General features: G+C 71.1%; 22 protein-coding genes. 10 read left to right on the forward strand and 12 right to left on the reverse strand.

Going from position 1 to position 25,885, the window contains the following annotated elements:
• The first annotated feature begins 150 nt into the window (after positions 1-150).
• The 3 genes from AB0G35_RS16125 to AB0G35_RS16135 all read left to right on the forward strand — a co-directional run bounded on the left by AB0G35_RS16125 (position 151) and on the right by AB0G35_RS16135 (position 2,100).
• Positions 151-489, forward strand: a complete 339-nt coding sequence (locus AB0G35_RS16125; RefSeq protein ID WP_360948983.1) for a hypothetical protein — start codon at positions 151-153, stop codon at positions 487-489.
• Between the two features lie 76 nt (positions 490-565).
• A complete protein-coding gene (locus tag AB0G35_RS16130; protein WP_360948985.1) occupies positions 566-1,705 on the forward strand; it encodes a hypothetical protein in 1,140 nt (379 codons plus the stop codon).
• Between the two features lie 35 nt (positions 1,706-1,740).
• A complete protein-coding gene (locus AB0G35_RS16135; RefSeq protein ID WP_360948987.1) occupies positions 1,741-2,100 on the forward strand; it encodes a hypothetical protein in 360 nt (119 codons plus the stop codon).
• A 54-nt stretch (positions 2,101-2,154) separates the two neighbouring features.
• Here AB0G35_RS16135 and AB0G35_RS16140 read toward each other — a convergent pair whose 3' ends face one another.
• Together AB0G35_RS16140 and AB0G35_RS16145 are read right to left on the reverse strand one after the other, a co-directional pair.
• Entirely contained in the window at positions 2,155-3,639 is a 1,485-nt protein-coding gene (locus AB0G35_RS16140) for a HAMP domain-containing sensor histidine kinase (RefSeq protein ID WP_360948989.1), read from the reverse strand.
• Complete coding sequence (locus AB0G35_RS16145; protein ID WP_360948991.1) at positions 3,636-4,361, reverse strand: response regulator transcription factor; 726 nt, start codon at positions 4,359-4,361, stop codon at positions 3,636-3,638. The genes AB0G35_RS16140 and AB0G35_RS16145 overlap by 4 nt, the downstream gene beginning before the upstream one ends.
• Positions 4,362-4,418: 57 nt before the next feature.
• Between AB0G35_RS16145 and AB0G35_RS16150 the strand changes: the two genes are divergently transcribed.
• Both AB0G35_RS16150 and AB0G35_RS16155 read left to right on the forward strand, forming a co-directional pair.
• On the forward strand, positions 4,419-5,606 hold the full coding sequence (locus tag AB0G35_RS16150) for a UDP-N-acetylglucosamine--N-acetylmuramyl-(pentapeptide) pyrophosphoryl-undecaprenol N-acetylglucosamine transferase (protein WP_360948993.1): 1,188 nt from the start codon (positions 4,419-4,421) through the stop codon (positions 5,604-5,606).
• A complete protein-coding gene (locus AB0G35_RS16155; RefSeq protein ID WP_360948995.1) occupies positions 5,603-6,643 on the forward strand; it encodes an SDR family NAD(P)-dependent oxidoreductase in 1,041 nt (346 codons plus the stop codon). The genes AB0G35_RS16150 and AB0G35_RS16155 overlap by 4 nt, the downstream gene beginning before the upstream one ends.
• A gap of 13 nt (positions 6,644-6,656) precedes the next feature.
• Here the strand turns inward: AB0G35_RS16155 and AB0G35_RS16160 are convergent, their stop codons facing one another.
• Positions 6,657-7,322 (reverse strand): TetR/AcrR family transcriptional regulator, encoded by a 666-nt coding sequence (locus AB0G35_RS16160; RefSeq protein WP_360948997.1) that lies wholly within the window; start codon positions 7,320-7,322, stop codon positions 6,657-6,659.
• Positions 7,323-7,675: 353 nt separating this feature from the next.
• Between AB0G35_RS16160 and AB0G35_RS16165 the strand changes: the two genes are divergently transcribed.
• The 4 genes from AB0G35_RS16165 (at position 7,676) to AB0G35_RS16180 (ending at position 11,871) form a co-directional block, all read left to right on the forward strand.
• Positions 7,676-8,641 carry a tetratricopeptide repeat protein gene (locus AB0G35_RS16165; protein ID WP_360948999.1) on the forward strand — a complete coding sequence of 322 codons (966 nt, stop codon included), beginning with the start codon at positions 7,676-7,678 and terminating at the stop codon, positions 8,639-8,641.
• Between the two features lie 617 nt (positions 8,642-9,258).
• On the forward strand, positions 9,259-9,876 hold the full coding sequence (locus tag AB0G35_RS16170; protein WP_360949001.1) for a DUF6230 family protein: 618 nt from the start codon (positions 9,259-9,261) through the stop codon (positions 9,874-9,876).
• A gap of 137 nt (positions 9,877-10,013) precedes the next feature.
• Entirely contained in the window at positions 10,014-10,565 is a 552-nt protein-coding gene (locus AB0G35_RS16175; RefSeq protein WP_360949003.1) for a DUF6114 domain-containing protein, read from the forward strand.
• An 88-nt stretch (positions 10,566-10,653) separates the two neighbouring features.
• Positions 10,654-11,871, forward strand: a complete 1,218-nt coding sequence (locus AB0G35_RS16180; RefSeq protein ID WP_360949005.1) for a hypothetical protein — start codon at positions 10,654-10,656, stop codon at positions 11,869-11,871.
• Positions 11,872-11,973: 102 nt separating this feature from the next.
• Here the strand turns inward: AB0G35_RS16180 and pyk are convergent, their stop codons facing one another.
• The 3 genes from pyk to pta form a co-directional block, all read right to left on the reverse strand.
• On the reverse strand, positions 11,974-13,401 hold the full coding sequence (gene pyk, locus AB0G35_RS16185) for a pyruvate kinase (protein ID WP_360949007.1): 1,428 nt from the start codon (positions 13,399-13,401) through the stop codon (positions 11,974-11,976).
• Between the two features lie 61 nt (positions 13,402-13,462).
• A complete protein-coding gene (locus AB0G35_RS16190) occupies positions 13,463-14,698 on the reverse strand; it encodes an acetate kinase (protein WP_360949009.1) in 1,236 nt (411 codons plus the stop codon).
• 37 nt (positions 14,699-14,735) lie between these two features.
• The gene (pta, locus tag AB0G35_RS16195) at positions 14,736-16,829 is read right to left on the reverse strand and encodes a phosphate acetyltransferase (RefSeq protein ID WP_360949011.1); all 2,094 of its coding nucleotides are present in this window, start codon (positions 16,827-16,829) and stop codon (positions 14,736-14,738) included.
• A 232-nt stretch (positions 16,830-17,061) separates the two neighbouring features.
• Between pta and AB0G35_RS16200 the strand changes: the two genes are divergently transcribed.
• The gene (locus AB0G35_RS16200; RefSeq protein ID WP_360949013.1) at positions 17,062-18,087 is read left to right on the forward strand and encodes an ATP-dependent 6-phosphofructokinase; all 1,026 of its coding nucleotides are present in this window, start codon (positions 17,062-17,064) and stop codon (positions 18,085-18,087) included.
• Between the two features lie 120 nt (positions 18,088-18,207).
• Here the strand turns inward: AB0G35_RS16200 and AB0G35_RS16205 are convergent, their stop codons facing one another.
• The 6 genes from AB0G35_RS16205 to AB0G35_RS16230 form a co-directional block, all read right to left on the reverse strand.
• Entirely contained in the window at positions 18,208-20,769 is a 2,562-nt protein-coding gene (locus AB0G35_RS16205; protein WP_360949015.1) for an FtsX-like permease family protein, read from the reverse strand.
• An 82-nt stretch (positions 20,770-20,851) separates the two neighbouring features.
• Positions 20,852-21,652: an ABC transporter ATP-binding protein gene (locus AB0G35_RS16210; protein WP_360949017.1), complete on the reverse strand. Its 801-nt coding sequence runs from the start codon at positions 21,650-21,652 to the stop codon at positions 20,852-20,854.
• A 240-nt stretch (positions 21,653-21,892) separates the two neighbouring features.
• A complete protein-coding gene (locus AB0G35_RS16215; RefSeq protein ID WP_360949019.1) occupies positions 21,893-22,600 on the reverse strand; it encodes a helix-turn-helix transcriptional regulator in 708 nt (235 codons plus the stop codon).
• Between the two features lie 155 nt (positions 22,601-22,755).
• The gene (locus AB0G35_RS16220; protein WP_360949021.1) at positions 22,756-23,592 is read right to left on the reverse strand and encodes a carbohydrate ABC transporter permease; all 837 of its coding nucleotides are present in this window, start codon (positions 23,590-23,592) and stop codon (positions 22,756-22,758) included.
• A gap of 4 nt (positions 23,593-23,596) precedes the next feature.
• A complete protein-coding gene (locus AB0G35_RS16225; protein ID WP_360949023.1) occupies positions 23,597-24,517 on the reverse strand; it encodes a sugar ABC transporter permease in 921 nt (306 codons plus the stop codon).
• The gene (locus AB0G35_RS16230) at positions 24,514-25,878 is read right to left on the reverse strand and encodes an extracellular solute-binding protein (RefSeq protein ID WP_360949025.1); all 1,365 of its coding nucleotides are present in this window, start codon (positions 25,876-25,878) and stop codon (positions 24,514-24,516) included. The genes AB0G35_RS16225 and AB0G35_RS16230 overlap by 4 nt, the downstream gene beginning before the upstream one ends.
• Positions 25,879-25,885: the final 7 nt, after the last annotated feature.

Consider the following 25,885-nt stretch of genomic DNA (forward strand, 5'->3'; position numbering starts at 1 on the left):
TCGCATACGAGGGACGGTACTGGTGTGTGAAGTTGATCTTCACCGCCCACTCACTCTGTCGCCGTGGTCGTCGGATACCGTACGACATAGGATTTACGCGGTACTTAAGCGCTTCGGTCAACGCGCATCAACGCACAACAAGGGGGACCCGTGGCAGGCTCCGGCTACGACGTCGATCCGGCCGTTCTCAAGGCGCAGGGCGGTGTCTTCAAGGACATCGGCTCCGATTTCAGCGCTGCCGCCAAGAAGTTGGCGGCCACGCTCAAAGAGGCCGAGGAGTGGGGTGACGACGATTTGCTCAAGTATTTCATGGATGTCTACTCACCGGTGAGCGCAGGTCTCGTCGAGTCGATGCCCACCCTCGGTGAAGGCCTCTCCGCGATCGGCGGAAAGCTTGAGGCGACGGGCGAGCATTACGCCACCACCGAGCAGGATCAGCACGATCACCTCGCCAAGTACGCGGCGAGTCGCCCCAAATTTGCGAATTGACGACGATTCAGCTCGGGACGCCCCCGCAAACATCCTTACACCAACGAAAGTACGCTTCCCGGGGGAGTGACGCATAGTGGCCACCATCATGCTTCCTGTCGAGGTCGACTGGGTTCTCGACCTGCTGGGCTTCCAATGGCCCAATATCGACGAGGACAAGATGCGCGACGCGGCCGAGGCCTGGAGCAGCTTCGCCGCCTCCGTCCGCAGGGCCCAACAGCAGGGTGAGAGCGCCACCCAAGCGGTGCGCGGCGCCAACTCCGGTGAGGCGATCGAGGCATTCAACGACAAGTGGAAGAAGTTCTCCGGCGACGGCTTCCTCGATGAGTCCGCCGAGGCCGCCGAGGCGCTTGCCATCGTGCTGCAGATCGTGGCCACCATCATCATGGTGATGAAGATCGCAGTGATCGCTCAGCTCATCGCGTTGGCCATTGAGTTCGCGGCGGCCCAGGCCGCCGCGCCGGTCACGCTGGGTGCCTCGGAGGCCGGGGCGGCCGCCGCCACGGCGACGACCCGGGTCATGGTTCGCCAGATCATCAGCAAGGCGAAGGACCAGATCATTCAGGCCATCAAGGACGCCATCGCCCAGAAGGTGAAGCGGTCGGGGAAGGAGATCGCGCTTGATCTGGCCAAGGAACTCGGTATCGACGCCGGCAAGAAGCTCGTCGGGAACCTCGCCACGCAGGGGATCAAGAGCCACTTCGGGGCGCAGAAGGGGTTCGACTTCGGCGCTGCGGGCGAGGCCGTGGCCAAGCCCTTTGTCGACAAGAAGAAAGAGGCCGTCGACGCCTACCACGGTTTGGGTGAGGTCCGCGACGGTATCGGGAAGATGGCGACGGGCGATTTCAGCGAGGGCGCCAAGCAGGCCTACGAGGGGGAGCAGAAGGTCGCCAAGGTTGCCAAGACTGTTCACGGCGCCACCTACAAAGACCCTGAGCCGGCCGCCTCGGGTGACGGCACGCCGTCGGAAGGCGGCGACGGCAACTCCTCTGAGGGCAGCTCCTCCGAGGGCGGTTCCAGTTCCTCGTCATCCTCTTCCTCGGCTGAAGCCGGATCCGGTGATTCGTCGTCCTCCAGCAGCGGCTCCGACGACTCGAACTCGTCGTCCGCCGCCTCAGCGGGCGGAGCTGCCAGGTCCCGCGCCGAGAGCAACACCAACACCGATAACGACGGCGGCCAGGACGAGGCCGCACGCGTCCGCAACGCCTTCGGCTGACGCAGACTCGTACCGTCCGACAGGAGCCCTTCCCCATGACCGGCAACAGCGCCTTCACCAACCCTGGCGACCGCGAATACCCCATCGAGGAGAGAGACCTCGCCGAGGAACAGAACGAACACCTCACCTCCGCTCTGCGCACCGTGCGCGACAACCCCAACGCTCCCTCCGAACTCCAGGACCTCGCCCGCAAGATGCTCAGCGGCCGGCTTGAGCTCAAGGACGTACTGGACGACCCGTCCGGGTACCGGGCGCTGACCGACGGGATCGCCGGGATGCGGGAGAGCTGGCGGTCGATGTCGCCGGAGGACCGGCAGGCGGTACGGGCGCGGGTCGAGGAGAAGGCCGAGGAGGCCGAGGCCGACGGGGTCGGCGCCACGTACCGGCCTCGGTGAGCGGATCCGGCGGCCGGTGAGCGCCCCCGGGGGCATCAAGCCCCTCCGGGGGCGTCACGCGCCTTCAGGGGGCGGCACCGGAATCCGCAGCCGGAACAGCGCCCCGCCGCCCGGTGCCTGTTCGGCGGTGAGGTCGGCGGCATGGGCACGGGCGATCTGGCGGGCCATGGCGAGGCCCAGGCCCGAGCCGGGGAGGGCGCGGGCGGCGTGGGCGCGGTAGAAGCGGTCGAAGACGTGGGGGAGGTCTTCGGGCGCGATGCCCGGCCCGTGGTCGCGGATGGTGAGGACCAAGTCCCCTGCCGACCGGTCCAGTTCGGCTTCCACCGGGCCACCCGGTGGGGAGAACTTGGCGGCGTTGTCGAGGAGGTTGGAGAGCAGGCGGGTCAGACGGGAAGGGACGCCGGGGACGGTGACCGGGGCCGCGCCGGGGGCGGTGCGGAGGGTGAAGGCGGTGTCCGGCCAGTGTTCGCGGGCGGTGGCCACCGCGTGTTCCAGGAGGGCGGCCGGGCGGACCTGTTCGACCAGCGGCCGGGGTTCCTCGTCCCGGGCGAGTTCGATGAGGTCGTTGACGAGGGTGGTGACCTCGCGCAGCTGGCGGCTCAGGGCGGCCGAGGCGCGGTCCCGCTGGGCGTCGGTCAGGCGGTCGGCGCGGGCGAGGAGCTCGGCGTTGGTACGGAGTGCGGTCAGCGGCGTCCGTAGCTCGTGGGAGGCGTCGGCGACCAGGCGGCGCTGGGCGGTGACGGACTGCTCCAGGGCCGCGAGCATCGTGTTGAAGGTGGCGGCGAGGCGGGTGAGTTCGTCCTCGCGGGCGGCCGGGCCGGACGGCAGCGCGATGCGGTGGCGCGGGTCGCGGGTGGCGGCGATGCGTTCCGCGGTGGCGGTGAGGCGGGCGACCGGCGCCAGGCCCGCCCGGGAGACCGCATAGCCGAGCGCGGCGGCCAGCAGGATGCCGGCGCCGCCGACCGCGGACAGCGCCCAGGCGGCGTGCTGCACCCCGCGTTCGACGGTGTCCGAGCGGAGCGCCACCTGGAGCGCCTCGCGCCGGCCGGGGCGCGGCGCGGTGTACATCCGGACGGGCTGTCCGTCGACGGTCAGCTTGCTGTAGTACGGCGGGCGCTTGCCGGCCGCGACCTGGCGGGTGGCCGCGGTGACCGGCAGGGTGCGGTAGCCGCCGCGCGGGTCCTTCGCCGGGTCGGCGGGGACGATCTGGATGCAGGTGACGGCCTGGTAGCGGCAGGAGGCGTCGCCCGCGGTCGGGCCCCAGTTGCGGGTCTGCTGGGTGAGCTGGGTGGCGGTCTGGGTCAGGCTGAGGTCGAGCTGGCGGGTCATCTGGTAGCGGATGATCACGAAGGCGGCGGCGCAGACACCGACCGCCACGAGGGCGACCGCGGCGGAGGCGGCCAGGGCGAGGCGGGTGCGGAGGGGGTGGTTGTGGCGTCGCCACGGGGCGGCGTCCGGTGCGGCGTCCGGGGCGTCCGGCCCGCCCCCGGGGACGCCCGGCCCTGCTGTGGGTGCGCCCGGCCCGTTCGCCCCCCTCATCGGTTCTCCGGGAGGTCCAGGCGGTACCCGATGCCGTGCACGGTGTGGACGAGGCGGGGCTCGCCGCCGGCTTCCAGTTTGCGGCGGAGGTAACCGACGTACACCGCGAGCGAGTTGGAGTCCGGGCCGAAGTCGCGTCCCCAGACGCGCTCCAGGATCATCTCGCGGGGCAGCACCTGGCCCGGGTGCAGCAGGAGCAGCTCCAGCAGCGCCCACTCGGTACGGCTGAACTCCAGGGGGCGGCCGGCGCGGTGGCCGGTGCGGGTGACCGGGTCGACGACCAGGTCCTCGAAGGAGAGCCGGGTGTCCAGGGCGGCGGGGGCCGCGGCCCGGCGGAGCAGGGCCCGTAGCCGGGCCAGCAGTTCGTCCAGGGCGAAGGGCTTGACCAGGTAGTCGTCGGCGCCGGCGTCCAGTCCGTCGACCCGTTCGCTGACCGAGTCCAGCGCGGTCAGCACGAGGATGGGCGTGCGGTCGTCCAGCGCGCGCAGCCGGCGGCAGACCGCGAGCCCGTCCAGCACCGGCATCATCACGTCCAGGACGATCGCGTCCGGCTGCCAGGCGGCGACCTCCGAGAGCGCGGCCAGGCCGTCGGCGGCGCCACGGACCGCGTAGCCCTCCACGGACAGGCCGTCCTCCACGGCGGCACGCACCTCCGGTTCGTCGTCGACGACGAGGATCTTGGGGGCCGGGGCGTGCCCGGGAGTGGACGACGGCATGGACATAGGCTGTCAAACACCTCTCTTAGAACCTTCTTAGGGCACATGGCGAGCGTGGCGGCCATGCGCACACCACTCTCTGTCGTGATCGGGGCGGGTGGCACCGGCGGTCACATCTACCCCGGCCTCGCCCTCGCCGACGCGCTCCGCAGGGCCGTGCCGGACGCGGTGATCTCGTTCGTCGGGACCGAACGCGGGCTGGAGACACGCCTGATCCCGCAGGCCGGGTACCGGCTGCACACCGTCGACATGATCCCCTTCGACCGCTCGCTCGGCGCCCGACGCTATCTGCTGCCGGCCGCGCTGCTGCGCTCGGGCGCCCAGGTCCGGACGATCCTCAAGGAGCAGGGCGCCCAGGTGGCGGTCGGGATGGGCGGCTATCCGAGCGCCCCGGTGATCGTCGGGGCGCGGCTGGCCGGGCTGCCCAGTCTGGTCCACGAGTCCAACGCGGTGCCCGGCCGGGCGAACCGGTTCGCGGCCCGCCTGACCCCGCACCTCGCCCTCGCCTTCGACCGCAGCCGCCCGCATCTGGCGGGCGGGGAGCGGGCCGAGACGGTCGGGATGCCGCTGGTGGGCCCGCTGGCCGGGCTGGACCGTACGGCGCTGCGGCCGGCCGCCCGGCGGGCGCTGGGGATCCCGGACGGGGCCCGGCTGCTGCTGGTCAACGGCGGCAGCCTGGGCGCGGCCCGGCTGACCGAGGCGGCGGTGGGACTCGCCGCCCGGTACCGGACGCGTACCGGTCCACGGCCGGACCTACGGCTGCTGATCAAGACCGGTCCCGCGGCGCTGGAGGAGACCCGGGCCCTGCTGGCGGCGACCGGCGGGGCGGCGGTCGCCGAGGCCGTGCCCTATCTGGACCGGATGGACCTGGCGTACGCCGCGGCGGACCTCGTGGTGTGCCGGGCCGGTTCGGCGACCGTCGCCGAGCTGGCCACGATCGGGATGCCGGCGGTGCTCGTGCCGTATCCGCACGCGCCCGGCGACCACCAGACGCACAACGCGCGGGTGCTCTCCGACGTCGGGGCGGCGGTGCTGCTGCCGGACGCCGAGACCACGGCGGAGCGGCTGGACGCGCTGGTCACCCCGCTGCTGACGGACCCCGCCCGGCTGGCCGCGATGGGCGCGGCCGCCGACCCCGGCACCCATGCGTGCGCCGCGGACCTGCTGGCCGCCAAGGCCCTGGAGCTGGCCGGCCACCACCACCTCACCGCGATCCGCAACGTCAACGCCTCTCTCAAGGAGTCAGCATGACCAACACCAACACCAACACCAACGGCATGAAGAGCAGCGACGGCGGGCGGCAGTGGGCCGGGCGCCGGGTGCTGGTCACCGGGGCCGAGGGGTTCATCGGCTCGGCGCTGGTCGATCTGCTCGTCGAGGCCGGCGCCCGGGTACGCGCCTTCGTCCACTACAAGCCGTACGCGGAGAAGGGCAATCTGGCGCACCGTCTGACGCCGGGCGGCCCGGTGGAGATGGTCGCCGGGGACGTGCGGGACGCGGGCCGGGTGGCGGACGCGGTCGCCGGCTGCGACACCGTCTTCCATCTGGCCGCGCTGATCGGCATCCCGTACAGCTACGACTCGCCCGGCGCGTACGTGCAGACCAATGTGGTGGGCACGGAGAACGTGGCGGAGGCCTGCCGGCGGCACGGGGTGCGGCGGCTGGTGCACACCTCCACCAGTGAGGTCTACGGGACCGCGCGCACCGCGCCGATCGCCGAGGACCACCCGCTGCAGCCGCAGTCGCCGTACTCCGCCTCGAAGATCGGCGCGGACATGATGGCGCTGTCGCACTGGCACGCCTTCGAGCTGCCGGTGACGGTGGTCCGGCCGTTCAACACCTACGGGCCCCGGCAGTCCGCACGGGCCGTGATCCCCACGATCCTGGCCCAACTGCACGCAGGGGCGCGGCAGATCAGGCTCGGCTCGCTCACCCCGACCCGGGACTTCACCTACGTCACGGACACCGCGGCCGGGTTCCTGGCGCTGGCCGACTGCGACCGGGCGCTGGGGCAGGTGGTCAACCTCGGCACCGGGCGGGAGATCGCGATCGGCGCGCTCGCCGAGGCGCTGATAGCGGCCTCGGGGCGGGACGCGGAGGTGGTGGTCGATCCGGCGCGGCTGCGGCCCTCCGGCAGCGAGGTCGAGCGGCTGCTTTCGGACAACTCCCGGGCGCGGGAGTGGGCCGGGTGGCGGCCGGAGGTCTCGCTGGAGGAGGGGCTGAGGCGGACCTCGGCGTGGGTCGCCGACCATCTGCATCTCTTCGCGGCGGACCGCTACCAGGTCTGAGCGCAGGCGTCCTTCACCCGGGCCCGGCGGGCCGGCCGGGCTGACCGTCCAGACCGGCCAGCCCGCCGAGGAAGAGGGCGGTGAAGTCCCGGCCCCAGTCGGCGTCCACGGGTTCGCCGCTGACCAGGGTGCGGTGCACGATCGCGCCGGCGATCACGTCGAAGATCAGGTCCATGGTGCGGGCGGCGGTCCGCTCGCCCTCCTCGCCCGGGGTGTCGGCCGGCAGTTCGCCGCGTTCCTGGGCCCGCGCCCGGCCCAGCAGGACCAGGCGCTTCTGGCGGTCGACGATGGCCGAGCGGATCCGTTCGTGCAGCGCCTCGTCGGTGGTGGACTCGGCGACCACGGCCATCAGGGCCGTCTTGGTCTCGGGCCGGGCGAGCAGCGCGCCGAACTGCAGCACCACGCCCTCGATGTCGGCGCGCAGACAGCCCCGGTCGGGGAGTTCGAGCTCGTCGAAGAGGACGGCCACGGCGTCCACGACGAGCTCGTTCTTGTTGGCCCAGCGGCGGTAGAGCGTCGTCTTGGCGACCCCGGCGCGGGCCGCCACCTCGCTCATGGTCAGCCCTCCCCAGCCGAGGTCGACGAGCGCGGCACGGGTGGCGCTGAGGATCGCGTGGTCGGTCTCGGCGCTGCGCGGGCGGCCCGTGCGGCCCTTCCTCGGGCTGGCGGAGTGGTGCATGCGGGCGACCATACCGGCCAGTACGGGCCGGGGCGGGGAGCCCCGTGAGGGAGATCACGGAGCCCGGGGCCGGAACCGGTAGTTGCGCGGGGGCGACGGCGAGTTACGCTACGACCCGTAGCGTAAGACTGGCATCCTTCTCCGGAACGTCCTTCTCCGGCGCGGATCCGTCTTGAGCGACAGCCACCGGCCTGGGTGGGGACCCGAGGCCAGATGTACGGCCCTCGTGGCCGACCGCAGGACCGAGTATCACACCGGCTGCCCCGTCAGCCGGAGGCGCTGACCACGTTGACGACCGCACCGCTTTCCGGATCGCTTTCCGGAACGGGCCGCCCAGGGGGGAGGATGGACCCATGCAGCCACGCAACATGTCCATGAGCGGTGTCGTCGACCTCGCAGCGGTGAAGGCGGCCGGGGAAGCGAAGCAGAAGGCGGAGCAGGCGCGTGCCGAGGCCGCCCGTACGGGCCGGGCGCCGGCCGGCGGCGGCCGCCTGGTGTACGACGTCGACGAGACCGGGTTCCAGCAGGACGTCCTGCAGCGCTCCACCGAGGTCCCGGTGGTCATCGACTTCTGGGCCGAGTGGTGCGAGCCGTGCAAGCAGCTGGGTCCGCTGCTGGAGCGCCTCGCGAACGAGTACGCCGGCAAGTTCGTCCTGGCGAAGATCGACGTCGACGCCAACCAGATGCTGTTCCAGCAGTTCGGGGTGCAGGGCATCCCGGCCGTCTTCGCGGTGGTCGCCGGACAGCCGATCCCGCTGTTCCAGGGCGCGGCCCCGGAGGCGCAGATCCGGCAGGTGCTGGACCAGCTGGTACAGGCCGCCGAGCAGCAGTTCGGCATCGTCGGCGCCCCGGTCGACCCGCAGGACGCGGCCGAGGCGGCGGCCCCCGCGCCCGCGCCGGGTCCGTACGACGCGGTGCTGGAGGCCGCGAGTCAGGCGCTGGACGCCGGTGACCTGGGCGGTGCCATCCAGGCGTACAAGAACGTCCTCTCCGACGACCCGGCCAACCCGGAGGCCAAGCTCGGCCTCGCGCAGGCCGAACTCCTGCGCCGGGTGCAGGACCTGGACCCGCAGGCGGTGCGCAAGGAGGCCGCGGACAACCCGGCCGACGTGCCGGCGCAGATCCGCGCCGCGGACCTGGACCTGGTCGGCGGGCACGTCGAGGACGCCTTCGGCCGGCTGGTCGAGACGGTGAAGCGGACCGCCGGGGACGACCGGGAGGCCGCACGGCTCCGGCTGTTGGAGCTGTTCGAGGTCATTGGTGCAGAGGATCCGCGAGTGACCGCGGCGCGTACTGCGCTCGCCCGGGTGCTGTTCTGACCCGCTGTTCCACGAGGCGTCCGGTTCTGACCTGTACGCCCTCAGCGAGTTGACCAAACAAACGAAGCAGCGGCCACGTTTTACCTAAACTTGGTAAACGTGGCCGCTGTTACTTGGAGTAAGTCAGAGCGACCCCCCTTGCGGCAGTGTGTCCGCAATTGCGCGATGTCTCTTCGCGGTGAGTGGCGACCGAGTGTGTCGATTCGATGTCGGTCGGTCGTCGCGCGGTTATCAGCCCGTTACCCGCAAGTAACGAGCCCCTTGTGCACGGGCCGTGAATGGACCACGATCGGCCACGCTCGGTCCATTCCCCAGCCCGGCATCCGGTCGGCGCGACGGGGCACTTGGGTCCCCACCGAGTGGTCGGCGGCAGTGGCGCCGGCCGTGGACAGGGGGGTCTCTGCCGCTTGGGCAGAGCCTGTCCCAGGAGGTTGCGCGAGAGCGTGGCCAGTGGTTGTCGCTCGGGGGTGATCGCCGGTATTCGGAAACACGATGTGCCTCCGAGAACAGGCGCTCTCCTTCCCGAGGACGTAGCACTTCTCCCATCCCAGGTACGGCCGTCCGTCCCAACTCGGGCGGCGGATACCGGAGATGTACGTCCGAGAAGGAGGAAAGTCATGGAGTCCCTGGCTCGTGGCGGGACCAGATGGAAGCGGTTCGCCGTCGTCATGGTGCCGAGCGTGGCGGCGACCGCCGCGATCGGCGTTGCCCTCTCGCAGGGTGCCCTCGCGGCGTCGTTCAGCGTGTCCGGCCAGCAGTTCAAGGTCACTACGGACCGACTGGACGGCACCGGCTTCGTCCAGTACGGAGCCATTGACGCCCAGAAGGGCGGCAAGCAGATCCCGGTGGCGGTCTCGGCGTTCTCCAACGCCAAGATCAAGAACCTGTGCCAGTCGGTGGTCGTTCCGGTCCCGGTCTTCGGCGATGTGTCGCTGAAGCTGTCGGCCGGTGGCGGCAGCACGCCGGTGGAGGCGAAGAACCTCTACATCGACCTCGATCAGCTGGACGCGGACGCGACCTTCAACAACATCAACATCGGTGTTGCTGCGGGTTCGACGTCCAAGGGCCCCGGCATCCAGAAGGGCGACAAGGCCGACCCGGGCTCGTTCGCCCAGGAGGCCGACTCGGCCACGCTCACCCACGTCAAGCAGACGGCGTGGGCCACCACCGCCGGCACGTTCAAGCTCAGCGGCCTGCACATGAGCGTCGCCAAGGGCAAGAACGAGTGCTACTGACGCACTGAGCGTACGGGCGCGGGGCTTTGCGCCAGTGCGGCGGCCCACGCCGTTCCCCGTGCCCGTACGCCGGGTAGCGCTTGGTAGACATCTCAGCTCAGAACCACCGATTTGCCAGTCCCGAGGAGCTGTACGACATGAGCGCCGAAACGCGACCACGGCTGATCGAGTCCGTCGGCCGGAAGCGGATTTCGTTCCGGGAGTGGCGCGGACACCGCCCGTTCTGGGGCGGATTTCTGACCCTGCTGGCCGGCCTGCCGATCATGTACATCCCTTACGCGAATCTCACGATCGGTTCCCTGACCGTCCGCATGTCCACCACCGCCGGCGCCGGATCGCTGATCATCGGCGTACTGCTGGTCGTGCTCGGGCTGACCATGTGGTTCCAGCCGGCCTCGCGGGTCTTCGCCGGTGTGGCGGCGATCCTGCTGGCCCTGGTCTCCATCGTCGTCTCGAACTTCGGCGGTCTCGTGGTCGGCTTCCTGATGGGGTTGATCGGCGGCGGCCTGGGCGTTTCCTGGGCACCGGGCGCACCGGAGAAGAGCGGGGACGACGCGGGCGAGCCGGTCCGCAACGTCGCCGGGCCGGTGGTCGCGACGGACCCCGCACGCGGTTCGGGCAGCGGACTGGACGACCTGTCAGGAACGAGCCCGATCAATGGAACGAACGGGAGGCACCGTGCCGGGTGACGAGCTGCATGAGGAGAACGCAGCCGCCGGGGCGAGAACCGGGCCGAGGCACGCGGCGCCGAAAAAGCCGCTGCTGACTCGGCTCCACGTGCCCGCGGGCAAGGCGATAGCGATCGCCGCCATGCCGTCGGCCGTCCTCATGGGCATGGGGCTGACGCCCCAGATGGCGATCGCCAAATCGGCGCCGCCCAAGAGCCCCTTCAAGGACGGCCCGTGCGTCACTGCTCCGGACAAGGTGGACGGACAGGACGGCGAGAAGGCCAAGGACGGCACGCAGGACCAGAAGGACGGCGGGCAGGCGAAGGACGACAGCACGCCGTCCGCCAAGCCCTCCGCCTCGCCGTCGCCCTCGGCCGGCAAGGAAGCGGACAAGACACCCGAGGCCACGCCGTCCGGCACCGCCTCGAAGACCGACGAGCCCTCCGGCTCCGCGACCCCGTCGCCGTCGGCCTCCGAGGAGAACAAGGACGACGGGGGTCTGCTGGGCGGGATCGGCGATGCGCTCGGCGGTCTCCTCGGCGGGGGCTCGTCGGACGACGACAAGGCGTCCGCCTCGCCGAGCCCGACCCCCTCCACCTCGTCGTCGCCGTCCCCGTCGCAGGAGTCCACGTCCGACGATGCGGCCAAGGACACCGCATCCTCCGACGGCAAGACCACCAACCCGGTCAAGGACACCGTCGACGGCCTCACGGACGGGGCCAAGAGGGCCGGTGACCTCAAGAACGGGTCGAAGACGGTCAACGACACCGTGCACGGCGCGGTGGGCACGGCCGACAACGCCCTGCCCGGCGGCGGTCTTGACGGCAAGGACGCCGACGGCAAGAAGTCGTACCCCTGCGTCGTGGAGAACAAGCAGAAGGGCAAGGACGAGCAGACGCCCGTCACCCTGCCCGACGACCCCTGGCACCTGGAGTCCAGCGGTCTCACCCTGCGCGGTCTCAACTACGAGGGCGTCGTCAACGTCACCACGCAGAACGGCCACACCAAGCAGGCCCTGAAGTTCACCGCGGACAGCGTGGACATCGGCGACCTGCACCAGATCGTGGACGACAAGGCGTCCGGCAAGCACTACCACGTCCGGTCGACGCCGCACTCCAAGTCCACGATCCGCGGCGGCAAGGTGACCATGTACACCGAGCGGCTGCAGGCCAACCTCTTCGGGCTGATCCCGATCGTCTTCGATCCGGAGCACCCGCCGCCGCTGAACATCTCCTACGCGTACTTCACCAAGGTGAAGCTCGACCAGGCGGGCCAGTTCGGCGGGAACCTCACCGTCCCGGGCATGAACGTGTCCATCGAGGACTGACCGGGAACACCGCCCGGCCGGAACTTTCCGGGAGCCGCGGAAACGGCGGTGGGCCGCCCCTCCAGGAGGGGCGGCCCACCGCCGTTTCGTCGTACGGGAGCGTCAGGCGCGCCCGCCGCCGAGGTGGTGCACCCGGACCATGTTGGTGGTGCCGGGGACGCCGGGGGGCGAACCGGCGGTGATGATCATGGTGTCGCCCTCGCTGTAGCGCTGGAGCTTGAGCAGCTCGGCGTCCACCAGGTCGACCATGGCGTCGGTGTTGTCGACGTGCTCCACCACGAAGCTGTCCACGCCCCAGCTCAGCGTGAGCTGGTTGCGGGTGGAGACGTCGGTGGTGAAGGCCAGGATCGGCTGGACCGCGCGGTAGCGGGACAGCCGGCGGGCGGTGTCACCGGACTTGGTGAAGGCCACCAGCGCCTTGCCGTTGAGGAAGTCGGCCATCTCGGCGGCCGCCCGGGCCACCGAACCGCCCTGCGTGCGCGGCTTCTTGCCGGGCACCAGCGGCTGCAGGCCCTTGGACAGCAGCTCCTCCTCGGCCGCCTCGACGATCTTGGACATCGTCTTGACGGTCTCGATCGGGTACTGGCCGACCGAGGACTCCGCGGAGAGCATGACCGCGTCGGCGCCGTCGAGGATGGCGTTGGCGACGTCGGACGCCTCGGCGCGGGTCGGCCGGGAGTTGGTGATCATCGACTCCATCATCTGGGTCGCGACGATCACCGGCTTGGCGTTCCGGCGGCACAGCTCGATGAGCCGCTTCTGCACCATCGGGACCTTCTCCAGCGGGTACTCCACCGCCAGGTCGCCACGGGCCACCATGACCGCGTCGAAGGCCAGCACGACCTCCTCCATGTTGGCCACCGCCTGCGGCTTCTCCACCTTGGCGACGACCGGCACCCGGCGGCCCACCTCGTCCATGACGCGGTGCACGTCCTGGACGTCCTTGGCGTCCCGGACGAAGGACAGCGCGACCATGTCGCAGCCCAGCCTCAGGGCGAACTTCAGGTCCTCGATGTCCTTCTCGGACAGCGCGGGGACGTTCACCGCGGCGCCGGGCAGGTTGATGCCCTTGTGGTCGGAGATGACCCCGCCCTCGATGACGATGGTGCGCACCCGCGGGCCGTCGACCTCGACGACCTGGAGCGCGACGTTGCCGTCGTTGATCAGGACCGGGTCGCCCTTGGAGACGTCGCCGGGCAGGCCCTTGTAGGTCGTGCCGCAGATGGTCTTGTCACCGGGGACGTCCTCGGTGGTGATGACGAACTCGTCGCCGCGCACCAGCTCCACCGGGCCGTCGGCGAAGGTCTCCAGACGGATCTTGGGGCCCTGGAGGTCGGCCAGCACGCCGATGGCGCGGCCGGTCTCCTCCTGGGCCTTGCGGAGTCGGTGGTACCGCTCCTCGTGCTCCGAGTGGGTCCCGTGGCTCATGTTGAAACGGGCCACATTCATACCGGCCTCGATCAGCGTCTTCAGCTGCTCGAAGGAGTCGACGGCGGGGCCCAGGGTGCAGACGATTTTGGAACGGCGCATGGCTTGGATCCTATCGGTTTGTTTCAGAGCGGAATATTCCGGTAGGTGAAAACACCAACGTCTAGGCGTTGACCAGGGCGTATGTCTGCTGGGCGATCTCCAGTTCCTCATCGGTGGGCACCACGGCGACGGCGACCCGGGCGTACTCGGGCGAGATCAGCCGCGGCTCGCCGGAGCGTTCGGCGTTCAGCGAGGCGTCCACGGCCAGGCCCAGCTCTTCCAGGCCCGCGACGGCGGCCTCGCGCACCGGGGCGGCGTTCTCCCCGACGCCCGCGGTGAAGGCCACCGCGTCGACCTTGCCGAGCACCGCGCTGTAGGCGCCGATGTACTTCTTCAGCCGGTGGATGTAGACGTCGAAGGCGAGCCGGGCCCGCTCGTCGCCCTCGTCGATCCGGCGGCGGATCTCCCGCATGTCGTTGTCGCCGCACAGCCCGACCAGCCCGCTCTTCTTGTTGAGCAGCTCGTCGATCTCGTCCGTCGACATCCCCGCCACCCGCTTGAGGTGGAAGGTCACCGCCGGGTCGATGTCGCCGGAGCGGGTGCCCATGACCAGGCCCTCCAGCGGCGTCAGGCCCATCGAGGTGTCCACGCAGCGGCCGCCGGCCACCGCCGAGGCGGAGGCGCCGTTGCCCAGGTGCAGCACGATGACGTTGACCTCGGAGGGGTCCTTGCCCAGCAGCTCGGCGGTCTTCCGGGAGACGTACGCGTGCGAGGTGCCGTGGAAGCCGTAGCGGCGGATGCGGTGGGCGTCGGCGGTCGCCACGTCGATGGCGTAACGGGCCGCGTACTCCGGCATGGTGGTGTGGAACGCGGTGTCGAAGACGGCGACCTGCGGCAGGTCGGGACGCAGCGCCCGGGCCGTCCGGATGCCGGTGATGTTCGCCGGGTTGTGCAGCGGGGCGACCGGCACCAGCCGCTCGATCTCCTTGAGCACCGCGTCGTCGATCACGGTCGGTGCGGTGAACTTCAGCCCGCCGTGCACCACCCGGTGCCCGATCGCGGCCAGCTCGGGGGAGTCCAGGCCGAGGCCGTCGGCGGCCAGCTCCGCGGCGACGGCCTTCAGCGCGGCCTCGTGGTCGGCTATCGCGCCCTCGGTCTCCCGCTTCGCGCCGCCCGCCGCCAGCGGGGTGTGCATCAGGCGCGAGGTCTCCTCGCCGATCCGCTCGACGAGTCCGACGGCGAGCCGGGTGCCCGCGGCGGAGCCGTCGGCCGACTCCGCGCCCATGTCGAGCAGTTGGTACTTCACCGACGAGGAGCCGGAGTTGAGGACGAGGACGCGGGTGGCAGTGGCAGACATCTGGAGCTTTCCGGTGGGGTGCGGGGAGGGGCGGGGTTCAGGCGGTGTGGCCGGCGCCGGGCTGGGCGCCCTGCGCCTGGATGGCGGTGATGGCGACGGTGTTGACGATGTCCTGGACCAGGGCACCGCGCGAGAGGTCGTTGACCGGCTTGCGCAGGCCCTGCAGGACCGGGCCGACGGCGACCGCACCGGCCGAGCGCTGCACGGCCTTGTAGGTGTTGTTGCCGGTGTTGAGGTCCGGGAAGATCAGCACGGTCGCCTTGCCGGCCACGTCGGAGTCCGGGAGCTTGGTCCGTGCGACCGCCGCGTCCACCGCCGCGTCGTACTGGATCGGGCCCTCGACCTTGAGGTCCGGGCGGAGCTCGCGGACCAGCTCGGTGGCCTTGCGGACCTTGTCGACGTCCGCGCCGGAGCCGGAGGTGCCGGTGGAGTACGACAGCATCGCGATCCGCGGCTCGACGCCGAACCGGGCCGCGGTGGTGGCCGACTGGATGGCGATGTCGGCCAGCTGCTCGGCGTTCGGGTCCGGGTTGACCGCGCAGTCGCCGTAGACCAGCACCCGGTCGGCCAGGCACATGAAGAACACCGACGAGACGATCTGCGCGTTGGGCTTGGTCTTGATGACCTCGAAGGCCGGGCGGATGGTCGCCGCGGTGGAGTGCACCGCGCCGGAGACCATACCGTCGGCCAGGCCCTCCTGGACCATCAGCGTGCCGAAGTACGAGACGTCGGCGACCACGTCGTAGGCCAGCTCGTAGCTGACGCCCTTGTGGGCGCGCAGCTTCGCGTACAGCTCGGCGAACCGCTCGCGCAGCTCGGAGGTCTGCGGGTCGATGATCTGGGCGTCCGCCAGGTCGATGGCCAGGTCGGCGGCGCGCTTGCGGATCGCCTCCTCCTCGCCCAGCAGCGTCAGGTCGCACACGTCGCGGCGCAGCAGCACGTCGGCGGCGCGCAGCACCCGCTCCTCGGTGCCCTCGGGCAGGACGACCCGGCGGCGGGCGGAGCGGGAGCGCTCGATCAGCTCGTGCTCGAACATCATCGGGGTGACCCGGCCGGAGCGGGCCACCGAGATCCGGTCGGTCAGCTCGGCGGTGTCCACGTGCCGCTCGAAGAGGCCCAGCGCGGTCTCCGCCTTGCGCGGCGAGGCGGCGTTGAGCTTGCCCTCGATGGCGAACAGCTCGGCGGCGGTCGGGAAGGAGCCGCCCGGTACCGAGACCACCGGGGTGCCGGGGGCGAGCCGGCCGGCCAGCGCCATGATGTCGGGGCCGGGCCGCTCGTCGAGGGTGAGCAGCACACCGGCGATCGGCGGGGCGCCGGCGCTGTGCGCGGCGAGCGAGCCGACGACCAGGTCGGCCCGGTCCCCGGGGGTCACCACGAGGCAGCCGGGGGTGAGGGCCTTGAGGAAGGTCGGCAGCATGGCGCCGCCGAAGACGAAGTCCCGGGCGTCCCGGGCCAGGCCGGAGTCGTCGCCCAGGAGTATCTCGGCGCCCAGGGTGTGCACGATCTGGGCGACGGTCGGCGCGGAGAGCGAGCCGTCCTCGGGCAGCGCGTAGCAGGGCACCGGCAGCCGGGCGGCGAGCCGCTCGACGACGGCCTCGCGCAGTTCGGGGGCCACCCGGTTGACGATCACGGAGACCACGTCGCAGCCCAGCGACGTCAGGGCGCGGTAGGCGTTGCGGGCCTCGGCGCGGATGGACTCGGCCTCCTGGCCCTGGCCGCCGACGACGGCGATCAGCGAGGCGCCGAATTCGTTGGCGAGCCGGGCGTTCAGGCTCAGTTCGTCCGGCAGGCTGGTGCCGGCGTAGTCCGAGCCGAGGACCAGGACGTACTCGTAGTCGCGGGCCACGGCGTGGAAGCGGTCGACGAGCCGGGAGACCAGTTCGTCGGTGCCGCGCTCGGCCTGGAGCGCGGCGGCCTCGTCGTAGCCGATGCCGTATACGGTGTCGGGGGACTGGGCGAGTCGGTAGCGGGCCCGCAGCAGGTCGAAGAGGCGGTCCGGTCCGTCGTGGACCAGCGGGCGGAAGACCCCCACCCGGTCGACATGGCGGGTCAGGAGCTCCATGACTCCCAGCTCGACGACCTGGCGGCCGTCGCCGCGGTCGATACCGGTCACGTATACGCTGCGCGTCACGCGTGCTCTCCGATCCATTCCGTTGGTCGCAAGGTCAAATTTGGCCGTTATGGTGGGCTTGCCCCTCTTGACAATACCTGCGCGTGTGGCTAGGTCGCTCTTCCAGTTTCCCTTGAGGGGGCCGGGCGGGGACAGTAGGGGTGGGGTCGATGTGGGAGGCCGGGACCCGTCGGGCCCGTGAAACAATCGGACCGGCTCAGGAACCCACAGCGAGCACAGGAGACACAGCACGATGCGTATCGGAGTCCTCACCGCAGGCGGCGACTGCCCCGGCCTGAACGCTGTGATCCGGTCCGTCGTCCACCGCGCCCTCACCGGCCACGGCGACGAGGTCATAGGTTTCGAGGACGGCTTCGCCGGCCTGCTCGACGGCCGCTTCCGCAAGCTGGACCTGGAGGCGGTCAGCGGCATCCTCGCCCGTGGCGGCACCATCCTCGGCTCCTCCCGCCTGGAGCGCGCGCGGCTGCGCGAGGCCTGCGAGGACGCCAAGGACCACTCCAAGGACTACGGCATCGACGTCCTGATCCCGATCGGCGGCGAGGGCACCCTCACCGCGGCCCGGATGCTGTCGGATGCCGGACTGCCCGTCGTCGGCGTGCCCAAAACCATCGACAACGACATCTCCTCCACCGACCGCACCTTCGGCTTCGACACCGCCGTCGGCGTGGCGACCGAGGCCATCGACCGCCTCAAGACCACCGCGGAGTCCCACCAGCGGGTCATGGTCGTCGAGGTGATGGGCCGGCACGCCGGCTGGATCGCGCTGGAGTCCGGGATGGCCGGCGGCGCGCACGCCATCTGCCTGCCCGAGCGGCCCTTCGACCCGGCCGACCTGTGCGCGATGGTCGAGGAGCGGTTCGCCCGCGGCAAGAAGTTCGCGGTCATCTGCGTCGCCGAGGGCGCCCACCCGGCGGCGGGATCCATGGACTACGGCAAGGGCGCCATCGACCAGTTCGGCCACGAGCGCTTCCAGGGCATCGGCACCGCCCTCGCCCGCGAACTGGAGCACCGCCTCGGCAAGGAGGCCCGGCCGGTCATCCTCGGCCACGTCCAGCGCGGCGGCACCCCGACCGCGTACGACCGGGTGCTCGCCACCCGCTTCGGATGGCACGCCGTCGAGGCCGCGCACCGCGGGGACTTCGGCAAGATGACCTCGCTGCGCGGCACGGACATCACGATGGTGCCGCTGGCCGACGCGATCACCGAGCTCAAGACCGTGCCGGAGTGGCGGATGGACGAGGCCGAGTCGGTCTTCTGAGCCGGCCGACGCACCGCACAGGCACGCCACCCACACCGCACGCCACCCACACGGCACCGCACGCACACGGCGGCGCGCCCTCCCCGGCCGGGGAAGGCGCGCCGCCGTGCGTGCGCCGCCTCACTCGGCGCCGATCGCCTCCAGCATGTTCAGCCGGGCCGCCCGGCGGGCCGGCCACAGCGCCGCCAGCACCCCGACGACCAGCGCGATCAGCACGAACAGCGCCAGCCTGCCCCAGGGCAGCACTATCTCGTACGTCGGGAACGACGAGCCGACCAGGCTGCCGCCGGCCCAGGCCAGGAAGATCCCGACCCCGATGCCGAGCACCGCGCCGAACAGCGAGATGACCACCGACTCCAGCCGCACCATCTGCTTGATCCCGGTCCGCGCCAGGCCGATCGCCCGCAGCAGCCCGATCTCCCGGGTCCGCTCGAACACCGACATCGCCAGGGTGTTGACCACCCCCACGACCGCGATGATCACGGCCATGCCCAGCAGCCCGTAGACCATGTTGACCACGGTGTCGATCTGGCCGGCGGTCTCCTTGCGGAGGTCGTCCCGGTCCTGGACCTGCAGCAGCGGGCTGTCGCCGAGGGCGTGCCGGATCTCCTTCGCCAGCGCGGTGGAGCCGCCGCCCGCCGCCTTGACCAGCAGTTTCTCGTTCTTGACCGGGGACATGTGCGGGTCGACCAGCGAGAGGTCGCCGAAGGACTCGCCCAGGACCTCGTTGTCCCGGTAGACCGCGGCGACCTTCAGCGTCGCCTTCTTCTTGTCCTGGAACTCGATGCGGACCGTGTCGCCGGCCCGCCAGCCGTGTTCCTTCGCCCCGGTCTGCGAGACGGCGAGGGTGCCGGGCCGGACGTCCGCCAGCGAGCCCTGGGTGAAGGACAGCCGGGTCACCTTGCCGATCTGCGCGAGATCGGTGCCCTGGACGTAGCCGAAGCCCTGATCGCCGCCGGTGGAGAAGCCGGTGCCGCGCAGCGGGGCCATCGCCGTGACGCCCGGCACCGCGGCCACCTTCTTCGACAGCTTCGGGTCCAGACCGACGTATGTCGAGGTCTTGACCTGGTAGTCGGCGGTCAGCCCGGCGCCCGCCATCTTGTCCATGCCGAGCTGCGCCGAGTGACCCACCACCGTCATGCCGGTGATCAGGGTGAGCCCGATCATCAGCGCGGACCCGGTCGCCGCGGTGCGCCGCGGATTGCGCAGCGCGTTCTCCTTGGCCAGCTTCCCGGCGACGCCGAACAGCCGGGTGGTGACCAGCCCGGCCAGCGAGACCAGCGGCCGGGACAGCAGCGGCGCCAGCACGATCACACCGGTCAGGGTCAGCGCCGAACCGGCCATGGCGATCGGCAGGTCGTCACCGCTCTTGAGGGTGGAGACGTACAGCATCACCGCGACGCCCAGCCCGGTGAGCAGCAGACCGAGGGTGTTGCGGAGGACCAGACTGCGCGGGGCGGGCGGCGCCTCGACGGTGCTCAGCGCCTCCACCGGCGCGATCCGCGCCGCCTTCCGGGACGGCAGCCAGGCCGCGAGCACGGTCACCACGACGCCCACGGCCAGCGCGGCCAGCACCGTGTTCGCGCTGATGACCACCGGACCGTCCGGGAAGCCCGCGCCGTTGGCGTTCAGCACCGCGCGCAGACCCACCGCGATCCCCAGCCCCAGTGCGAAGCCGACGACCGAGGAGATCAGGCCCAGCAGCGCCGCCTCGGCGAGCACCGAGCGCACCACCTGGCGGCGCGAAGCGCCCACCGCGCGCAGCAGCGCGATCTCCCGGCTGCGCTGCGAGATCAGCATGGTGAAGGTGTTGGCGATGATGAAGATCCCGACGAACAGGGCGATGCCGGCGAAGGTCAGCAGGGTCTGGCTCAGCGCGCTGTTCTGGTGGGCGATCATCCGGGACTGCTCGGCGGCGAGCGCGCTGCCGCTGGTCGCCTCGGCACGGCCCTTCGGCAGCAGCTCGCGGACCTTCGCGGTCAGCGCCTGCTGATCGGTGCCGGGCGCCGCCGACACGATCAGCTCGTCGAACTGGCCGGGGTGCAGATAGAGCCGCTGTGCGGTGGCGGTGTCGAACAGCGCCAGGCTGCCGCCCGCGGTCACCTGCGGGTCGTCGCTGCGCACGATGCCGACCAGCTTCTTCTTCAGCAACGGCCCGTCGGTGGCGAACCGCACGGTGTCGCCGACACGGACACCGGCCGCCTCGGCGGTGGACTCGGCCAGTGCGATCTCGCCGCCGTTCGCCGGGCCGCGGCCCCGTACGAGCGGGTAGCGGGGGTCCGTGCCGTCCTTGCCCGGGCGGTAGTTGACCGCGCGGTTCTGCCAGCCGTTGCCGACCGGCTGGTCGTCGCGGCCGGCCAGGGTGGCCTGGCCGGTGACGTTCGGCCGTACCGAGGCCACGCCCGGCAGCGCGCGGATCCGGTCCGCCAGCCGGTCGTCGAGGGCGGTGGCCCGCTTGCCGTCCTTGCCGGCGTCGGCGACGGGCGCTTCGGGGTCGGTGGCCTGGACGGAGACGGCCACGTCCTGGAGGTTCTTGGCGGAGGCGTTCTTGACGGCCTCGCCGACGGTGTCGCTGAAGATCAGCGTGCCGGCGACGAAGGCGACGCCGAGCAGCACCGCGAGGGCGGTCATCAGCAGACGGGCTTTGTGCGCAAGGACATTGCGCAGTGCGGTACGGAGCATGGTGGTGGTGTCAGTCCTGGGTCCTGGGGCTCGGCATGCGGAAGGGGCGGGGCGGGCCCGCGTCGGTTCGTCCGGCCCGTGGCTAGCTGGTGCGGCCCTTGGCGTCGAACAGCCGCATCCGGTCGAGCACCGCGTCCGCGGTCGGTTCGTGCAGCTCCTCGACGATCCGGCCGTCGGCCAGGAAGACCACCCGGTCCGCATAGCCGGCCGCGACCGGGTCGTGGGTGACCATCACCACCGTCTGGTCCATCGCCCGCACCGACTCGCGCAGGAAACCCAGGACTTCGGCGCCCGAACGGGAGTCGAGGTTGCCGGTCGGCTCGTCGGCGAAGATGATCTCCGGCCGGGCGGCCAGCGCCCGGGCCACCGCGACCCGCTGCTGCTGGCCGCCGGAAAGCTGGGACGGCCGGTGCGCCAGCCGCCCGCCCAGTCCGACGGTCTCGATGACCGCGTTGAGCCACTCCCGGTCGGGCTTGCGGCCCGCGATGTCCATCGGCAGCGTGATGTTCTCCAGCGCGGTCAGCGTGGGCAGCAGGTTGAACGCCTGGAAGACGAAGCCGATCTTGTCGCGGCGCAGCCGGGTCAGCTGCTTGTCGTTCAACGAGCCCAGCTCGACGTCCCCGATCCGGGCCGAGCCGCCGGATATCTTGTCCAGCCCCGCCATGCAGTGCATCAGCGTCGACTTGCCGGAGCCGGACGGGCCCATGATCGCGGTGAACCGGGCCTTGCCGAAGTCCACGGAGACGGAGTCCAGCGCCACCACCCGGGTCTCCCCGTGGCCGTAGACCTTGCTCAGGTCCGTTGCGCGGGCGGCGACGGCGCCGGTGGCGCGGGTGGGGGCGGATGAGCCGGGAAGGCCCGGGAAGGCGGCCGGGTGGGACACGGGAACTCCTGGAAGGGGACGGGAAGATCGACCTCCCCATTCTCGAAGGCGCAGGTCAGGGTGGGCGTCGGCCCCAGGGACCGAAAGTCGGGCCGATCGGAAGAGTGACGCCGGCCTCCCGTGTCCACCTCTGGGGGGACGGCCGTACGACCTGGGACCGACGGGATCCCCCTCAAGGGTTGCCCGCGCGATCCGGCCTCCTCGGTACCGCGTGCGCTCCCGGACCGGTGCCGCACACGGTCAGCGCGGAGCGCCGGCCCGGGCCCAGAATTCGGTGAGGATCTCGTCGAGGAAGGCCCGCCCCGCCTCGCCCGACTCCCCGGTCCCGTCGCCGCCGCCCCAGTTGAGCGTGGCCGCCATCGACGCCTGGTAGTCGGCGTGCAGCGCCTGCAGGACCTCCTGGATGCGCTGCTTGGGCAGCGGGACGAGCTTGCCGACCGGCCGGACGTACGCCTGCCAGCGGGTGGTGGCCGCGCTGGTCAGCAGCTCGGAGAGCTTGGCGTCCCGGCCGGTGAACCGGAGCAGTGCGGGCAGCGGCAGGTCCAGGGCCTCGGCCAGCGCGGCGGCCTGCCGGTCATTGCCGCCCCACTTCCCGCCGGCCTCCAGGCGTTCGTAGGCGGCCGGGTCCATGCCGATGCGCCGGGCGAGCGCGTCCGGTGCCAGCGCGGCGGCGAGCCGGTACTCGCGCAGGGTGCCGGGGGCGCCCAGCAGTTCGCCGGGCGCGCACCACAGGGCACCGGCGAGTGCGGTCAGTTCGGATTCCGTAGGAGCGCTTTCCCCTCCTTCCCAGGACATCACCGTGGCCGGGGAGACCGGAATTCCAAAAGCGGCGCGAATTCCGTAGGCGACATGTGCAGGGGTCATGCCGAGGGCCTCGCGGAACCGGCGGGCGGCGGTGGCGTCGAAAGGGGGCCTGCGCGGCTCCCCGGCGTGCGTGTTCACTGGCACACGGTAAGTGACGATGTGGCTTCGCACCTATGGTGCGGAAACCCAAGGATGAAGGTCGTAGGAACATCCTAGCCGGCCGGCTTTTCTCGGCCAGGACGTGAAGATTTCCGGCCGATCGATGGCTCACCAGCGCCGATCGTCCCACCGCTCCCGCACTACCCCTTCACGGCGCCGCCCAGTGCGAAACCCCCGCCGAGTCGCCGGGAAATGAGGACGTACAGCAGCACGACCGGTGCCGAGTAAAGGAGGGAAAAGGCCGCGAGTTCGCCGAACGCGATGGCTCCGTAATTGCCGAAGAAATTGAAAATGCTGACCGAGGCGGGCAGTTCCTCCGGGGAGAGCAGCAGCATGAACGGCACGAAGAAGTTGCCCCACATCATGATGAAGGTGTAGATCGCGACCACCGCGAGGCCGGGCCCCATCAGCGGCAGGATCACCCGCAGCAGGGTCTGCCGCCAGGACGCCCCGTCCGTCCACGCCGCCTCCTCCAGCGCCCGCGGCACCCCGTCCATGAAGTTCTTCATCAGCCAGACGGCGAACGGGAGTTGGGCAGCGGCCAGGAAGAGCGCGGTGCCGTAGCGGGTGTCGATCAGGTTGATCTGCACGAACAGCCCGTACACCGGGACCATCACCGCGGTGATCGGCAGACACGTCGAGAACAGGATCGTCAGCAGGTACGGCCGGGCGAAGCGGGAGCGGAAGCGGGACAGCGGATAGGCGGCCATGGCCGCGCAGACCACCGTGAGCAGGGTGGCGCCGCCGCAGATCAGCAGGCTGTTGAGCATCGGCGTGAAGGTGATCTCGTCGGTCAGCACGGCCGAGAAGTTCCCCAGCGTCGGGGACGCGGGCGGCCGCACCCGCAGCGTGGCGTGCGCGTCCAGCGACGCCAGCACCAGCCACAGCAGCGGAACGGCGAACGCCACCGCGACGACCAGCAGCCCGGCATCGGCGGCCAGCCGGCGGGCGATCCGCCGGGGGAGGGGCAGGGGCACGGCGTCAGACCTCCTCGCGCATCAGGCGCAGCCAGCCGGCCGCGAACACCGCGCCCACCAGCAGCAACAGCAACGCCACCGCGGTGCCGTAGCCGATCAGCGACTTCAGGAACGCCTGGTCGTACATGAACACCGGCAGCGTCTGGCTGCGGTTGCCCGGGCCGCCCCGGGTCATCGCCCAGATCAGCCCGAAGACGGAGAGCGTCTGCAGGGTGTTGAGCATCAGGTTCGTGCCGATGGAGCGGCGGATCATCGGCAGCGTGATGTGCCACAGCCGGCGCAGCCCGCCCGCGCCGTCCACCTCCGCGGACTCGCTGACCTCCGGCGGGATCCCGGACAGCGCCGCGGAGTAGATCAGCATCGAGAACGCCGTTCCGCGCCAGACGTTGGCGCACGACACCGCCAGGATCGGCAGCGTGAACAGCCAGTCCTGGGCGGGCAGATGGAGCCAGGAGAGCACCGCGTTCAAGGTGCCGCGCCGCGCGAAGAACGTGTACAGCAGGAAGCCGGCGACGATCTCCGGGAGCACCCAGGCGGTGATCACCACGGCGCCGGTCAGCATCCGCACGGGACGCGAGGCGCGCCGCATCAGACCGGCCAGCGCCAGCCCGAGGGTGTTCTGCCCGACGATCGACGAGACCACCGTGAACACCAGCGTCAGCACCACCGCGTTGCGGAACCCCGGATCGCCGAACGCCCGCCGGAAGTTGGCCAGGCCCACGAAGGACGCCGACTCCTGGCCGGTCAGCTGGGTGTCGGTGAAGGCGAGGCAGACGCAGTAGGCGATCGGGCCGGCCAGGAAGAGCAGCAGCAGGACGGTGGCCGGGAGCAGCGGCGACCAGCGCAGCAGACGGGTGCGGACCGGGACGGGGCGCGGTGTGCGGGCCGGGGCGGCGGCCCGGGTGCCGGCGACGGTGCCGGTCATGGCCGGGCGACGGTCCGGCCGTCCACGATCGACGCAAGGCCCTCGTCGTAGTCCTTGGCCGCCTCGGCCGGGGAGGAGTCATCGGCGGTGACCGCCTCCATCGCCTCCCCGATCGCCGCGGCGACCTTCGGGTACTCGGGCAGCGCGGGCCGGAAGTGGCTGACCTTCACCAGCGAGGTGAAGAAGCCGATGCCGGGCACGGACCTCCGGTACCGCGGATCGGCCGCGACGTCCTTCCGCACGGTGATCTGCGCACCCCGTACGCACCACTCCAGCGCGTTCGCCCTCGACTGCAACGTCTGGATCAACTTCCAGGCCAGCTCGGGCTGTTGGGCCCGCTGCGGGACGGACCAGGTCCAGCCGCCGGCCAGGCTCACCGTGCCCGGCGGTTCGCCGTTCCGGGTGGGGAACGGCGCCTGGCCCAGCGTCGTCGACCACTCGGGCCAGGGGTTGCCGCCGCCGGTCTTCTGCCACTGCTGGCCCAGCCACGAGCCGTCCAGGTCGATCGCCAGCTTCTCCTCCGGGAGCAGTTCGGCGGCCACGTTCGTCTGGATGTTGGGGCTGAGGGCGTCGGAGACGTCGGGGCCGAGCTTCTCCTTGTAGACGGTGTCGATGAAGGCCAGGCTGTCCCGGAAGCCCCGGCTGCCGGTGACCCACTTCTTGGCTTCCGGGGCGTACAGCGGGTCCTTCCCGGTGCCGTACAGCAGCATCTCGAAGCCCTGCATCACGGCCGCCTCGCCGGCGCCCTTGCCGGTGAAGACGTTCAGCGGGATCACCCCGGGGACCTTCTTCTTGATCGTCCGGGCCGCGGCCAGCACCTCGTCCCAGGTCCTCGGCCGCCAGTCCGCCGGCAGGCCGGCCCGGCGGAAGATCTTCTTGTTGAACCACAGCCCGCGGGTGTCCGTACCGTCCGGGACGCCATACGTCTTCCCGTCCTGCCCCCGGGCCGCGGCCTTCGCGGACGGCTCGAACTGCCGCCAGTCGGACCAGGAGCCGACCTGGGCGTCCAGCGGCCGCAGCAGCCCCGCCTTGATGTCGGAGTTGACCAGGAAGGTGTCCTCGTAGACCAGGTCCGGGGCGGTCCGGGGGGAACGCATCATCTGCTGGATCTTGGCGTAGTAGTCGTTCTCCGACGCCTGGATCGGGATCAGCCGGACCTTCTTGCCCGGGTTGTCCTTCTCGAACGTCCGGGCCACCAGGCGGAGGTAGTCGTCCCGGACCGTGACCTTGGCGTTGGTGTCCTTGATGAAGGCGACCTTGACGGTGTCCTTGTCGCTCCCGGGCCCGCCGCCGCAGCCGGTGAGCGTCCCGGCCGCGACGACGGCGGCGGCGAGCAGAATCAGCGGAGCGGTGGGGCGCACGGCAGAC

This window comes from Streptomyces sp. NPDC021749, from assembly GCF_040640655.1.
Lineage (GTDB): Bacteria > Actinomycetota > Actinomycetes > Streptomycetales > Streptomycetaceae > Streptomyces.

Coding starts and splice junctions, on each gene's coding strand:
- AB0G35_RS16205 (WP_360949015.1), bottom strand. CDS start 20,769: ATGCTCCGTACCGCACTGCGCAATGTCCTTGCGCACAAAGCCCGTCTG.
- AB0G35_RS16150 (WP_360948993.1), top strand. CDS start 4,419: ATGCGCACACCACTCTCTGTCGTGATCGGGGCGGGTGGCACCGGCGGT.
- AB0G35_RS16160 (WP_360948997.1), bottom strand. CDS start 7,322: ATGCACCACTCCGCCAGCCCGAGGAAGGGCCGCACGGGCCGCCCGCGC.
- AB0G35_RS16145 (WP_360948991.1), bottom strand. CDS start 4,361: ATGTCCATGCCGTCGTCCACTCCCGGGCACGCCCCGGCCCCCAAGATC.
- AB0G35_RS16140 (WP_360948989.1), bottom strand. CDS start 3,639: ATGAGGGGGGCGAACGGGCCGGGCGCACCCACAGCAGGGCCGGGCGTC.
- AB0G35_RS16170 (WP_360949001.1), top strand. CDS start 9,259: ATGGAGTCCCTGGCTCGTGGCGGGACCAGATGGAAGCGGTTCGCCGTC.
- AB0G35_RS16175 (WP_360949003.1), top strand. CDS start 10,014: ATGAGCGCCGAAACGCGACCACGGCTGATCGAGTCCGTCGGCCGGAAG.
- AB0G35_RS16225 (WP_360949023.1), bottom strand. CDS start 24,517: ATGACCGGCACCGTCGCCGGCACCCGGGCCGCCGCCCCGGCCCGCACA.
- pyk (WP_360949007.1), bottom strand. CDS start 13,401: ATGCGCCGTTCCAAAATCGTCTGCACCCTGGGCCCCGCCGTCGACTCC.
- AB0G35_RS16155 (WP_360948995.1), top strand. CDS start 5,603: ATGACCAACACCAACACCAACACCAACGGCATGAAGAGCAGCGACGGC.
- AB0G35_RS16165 (WP_360948999.1), top strand. CDS start 7,676: ATGCAGCCACGCAACATGTCCATGAGCGGTGTCGTCGACCTCGCAGCG.
- AB0G35_RS16190 (WP_360949009.1), bottom strand. CDS start 14,698: ATGTCTGCCACTGCCACCCGCGTCCTCGTCCTCAACTCCGGCTCCTCG.
- AB0G35_RS16135 (WP_360948987.1), top strand. CDS start 1,741: ATGACCGGCAACAGCGCCTTCACCAACCCTGGCGACCGCGAATACCCC.
- AB0G35_RS16200 (WP_360949013.1), top strand. CDS start 17,062: ATGCGTATCGGAGTCCTCACCGCAGGCGGCGACTGCCCCGGCCTGAAC.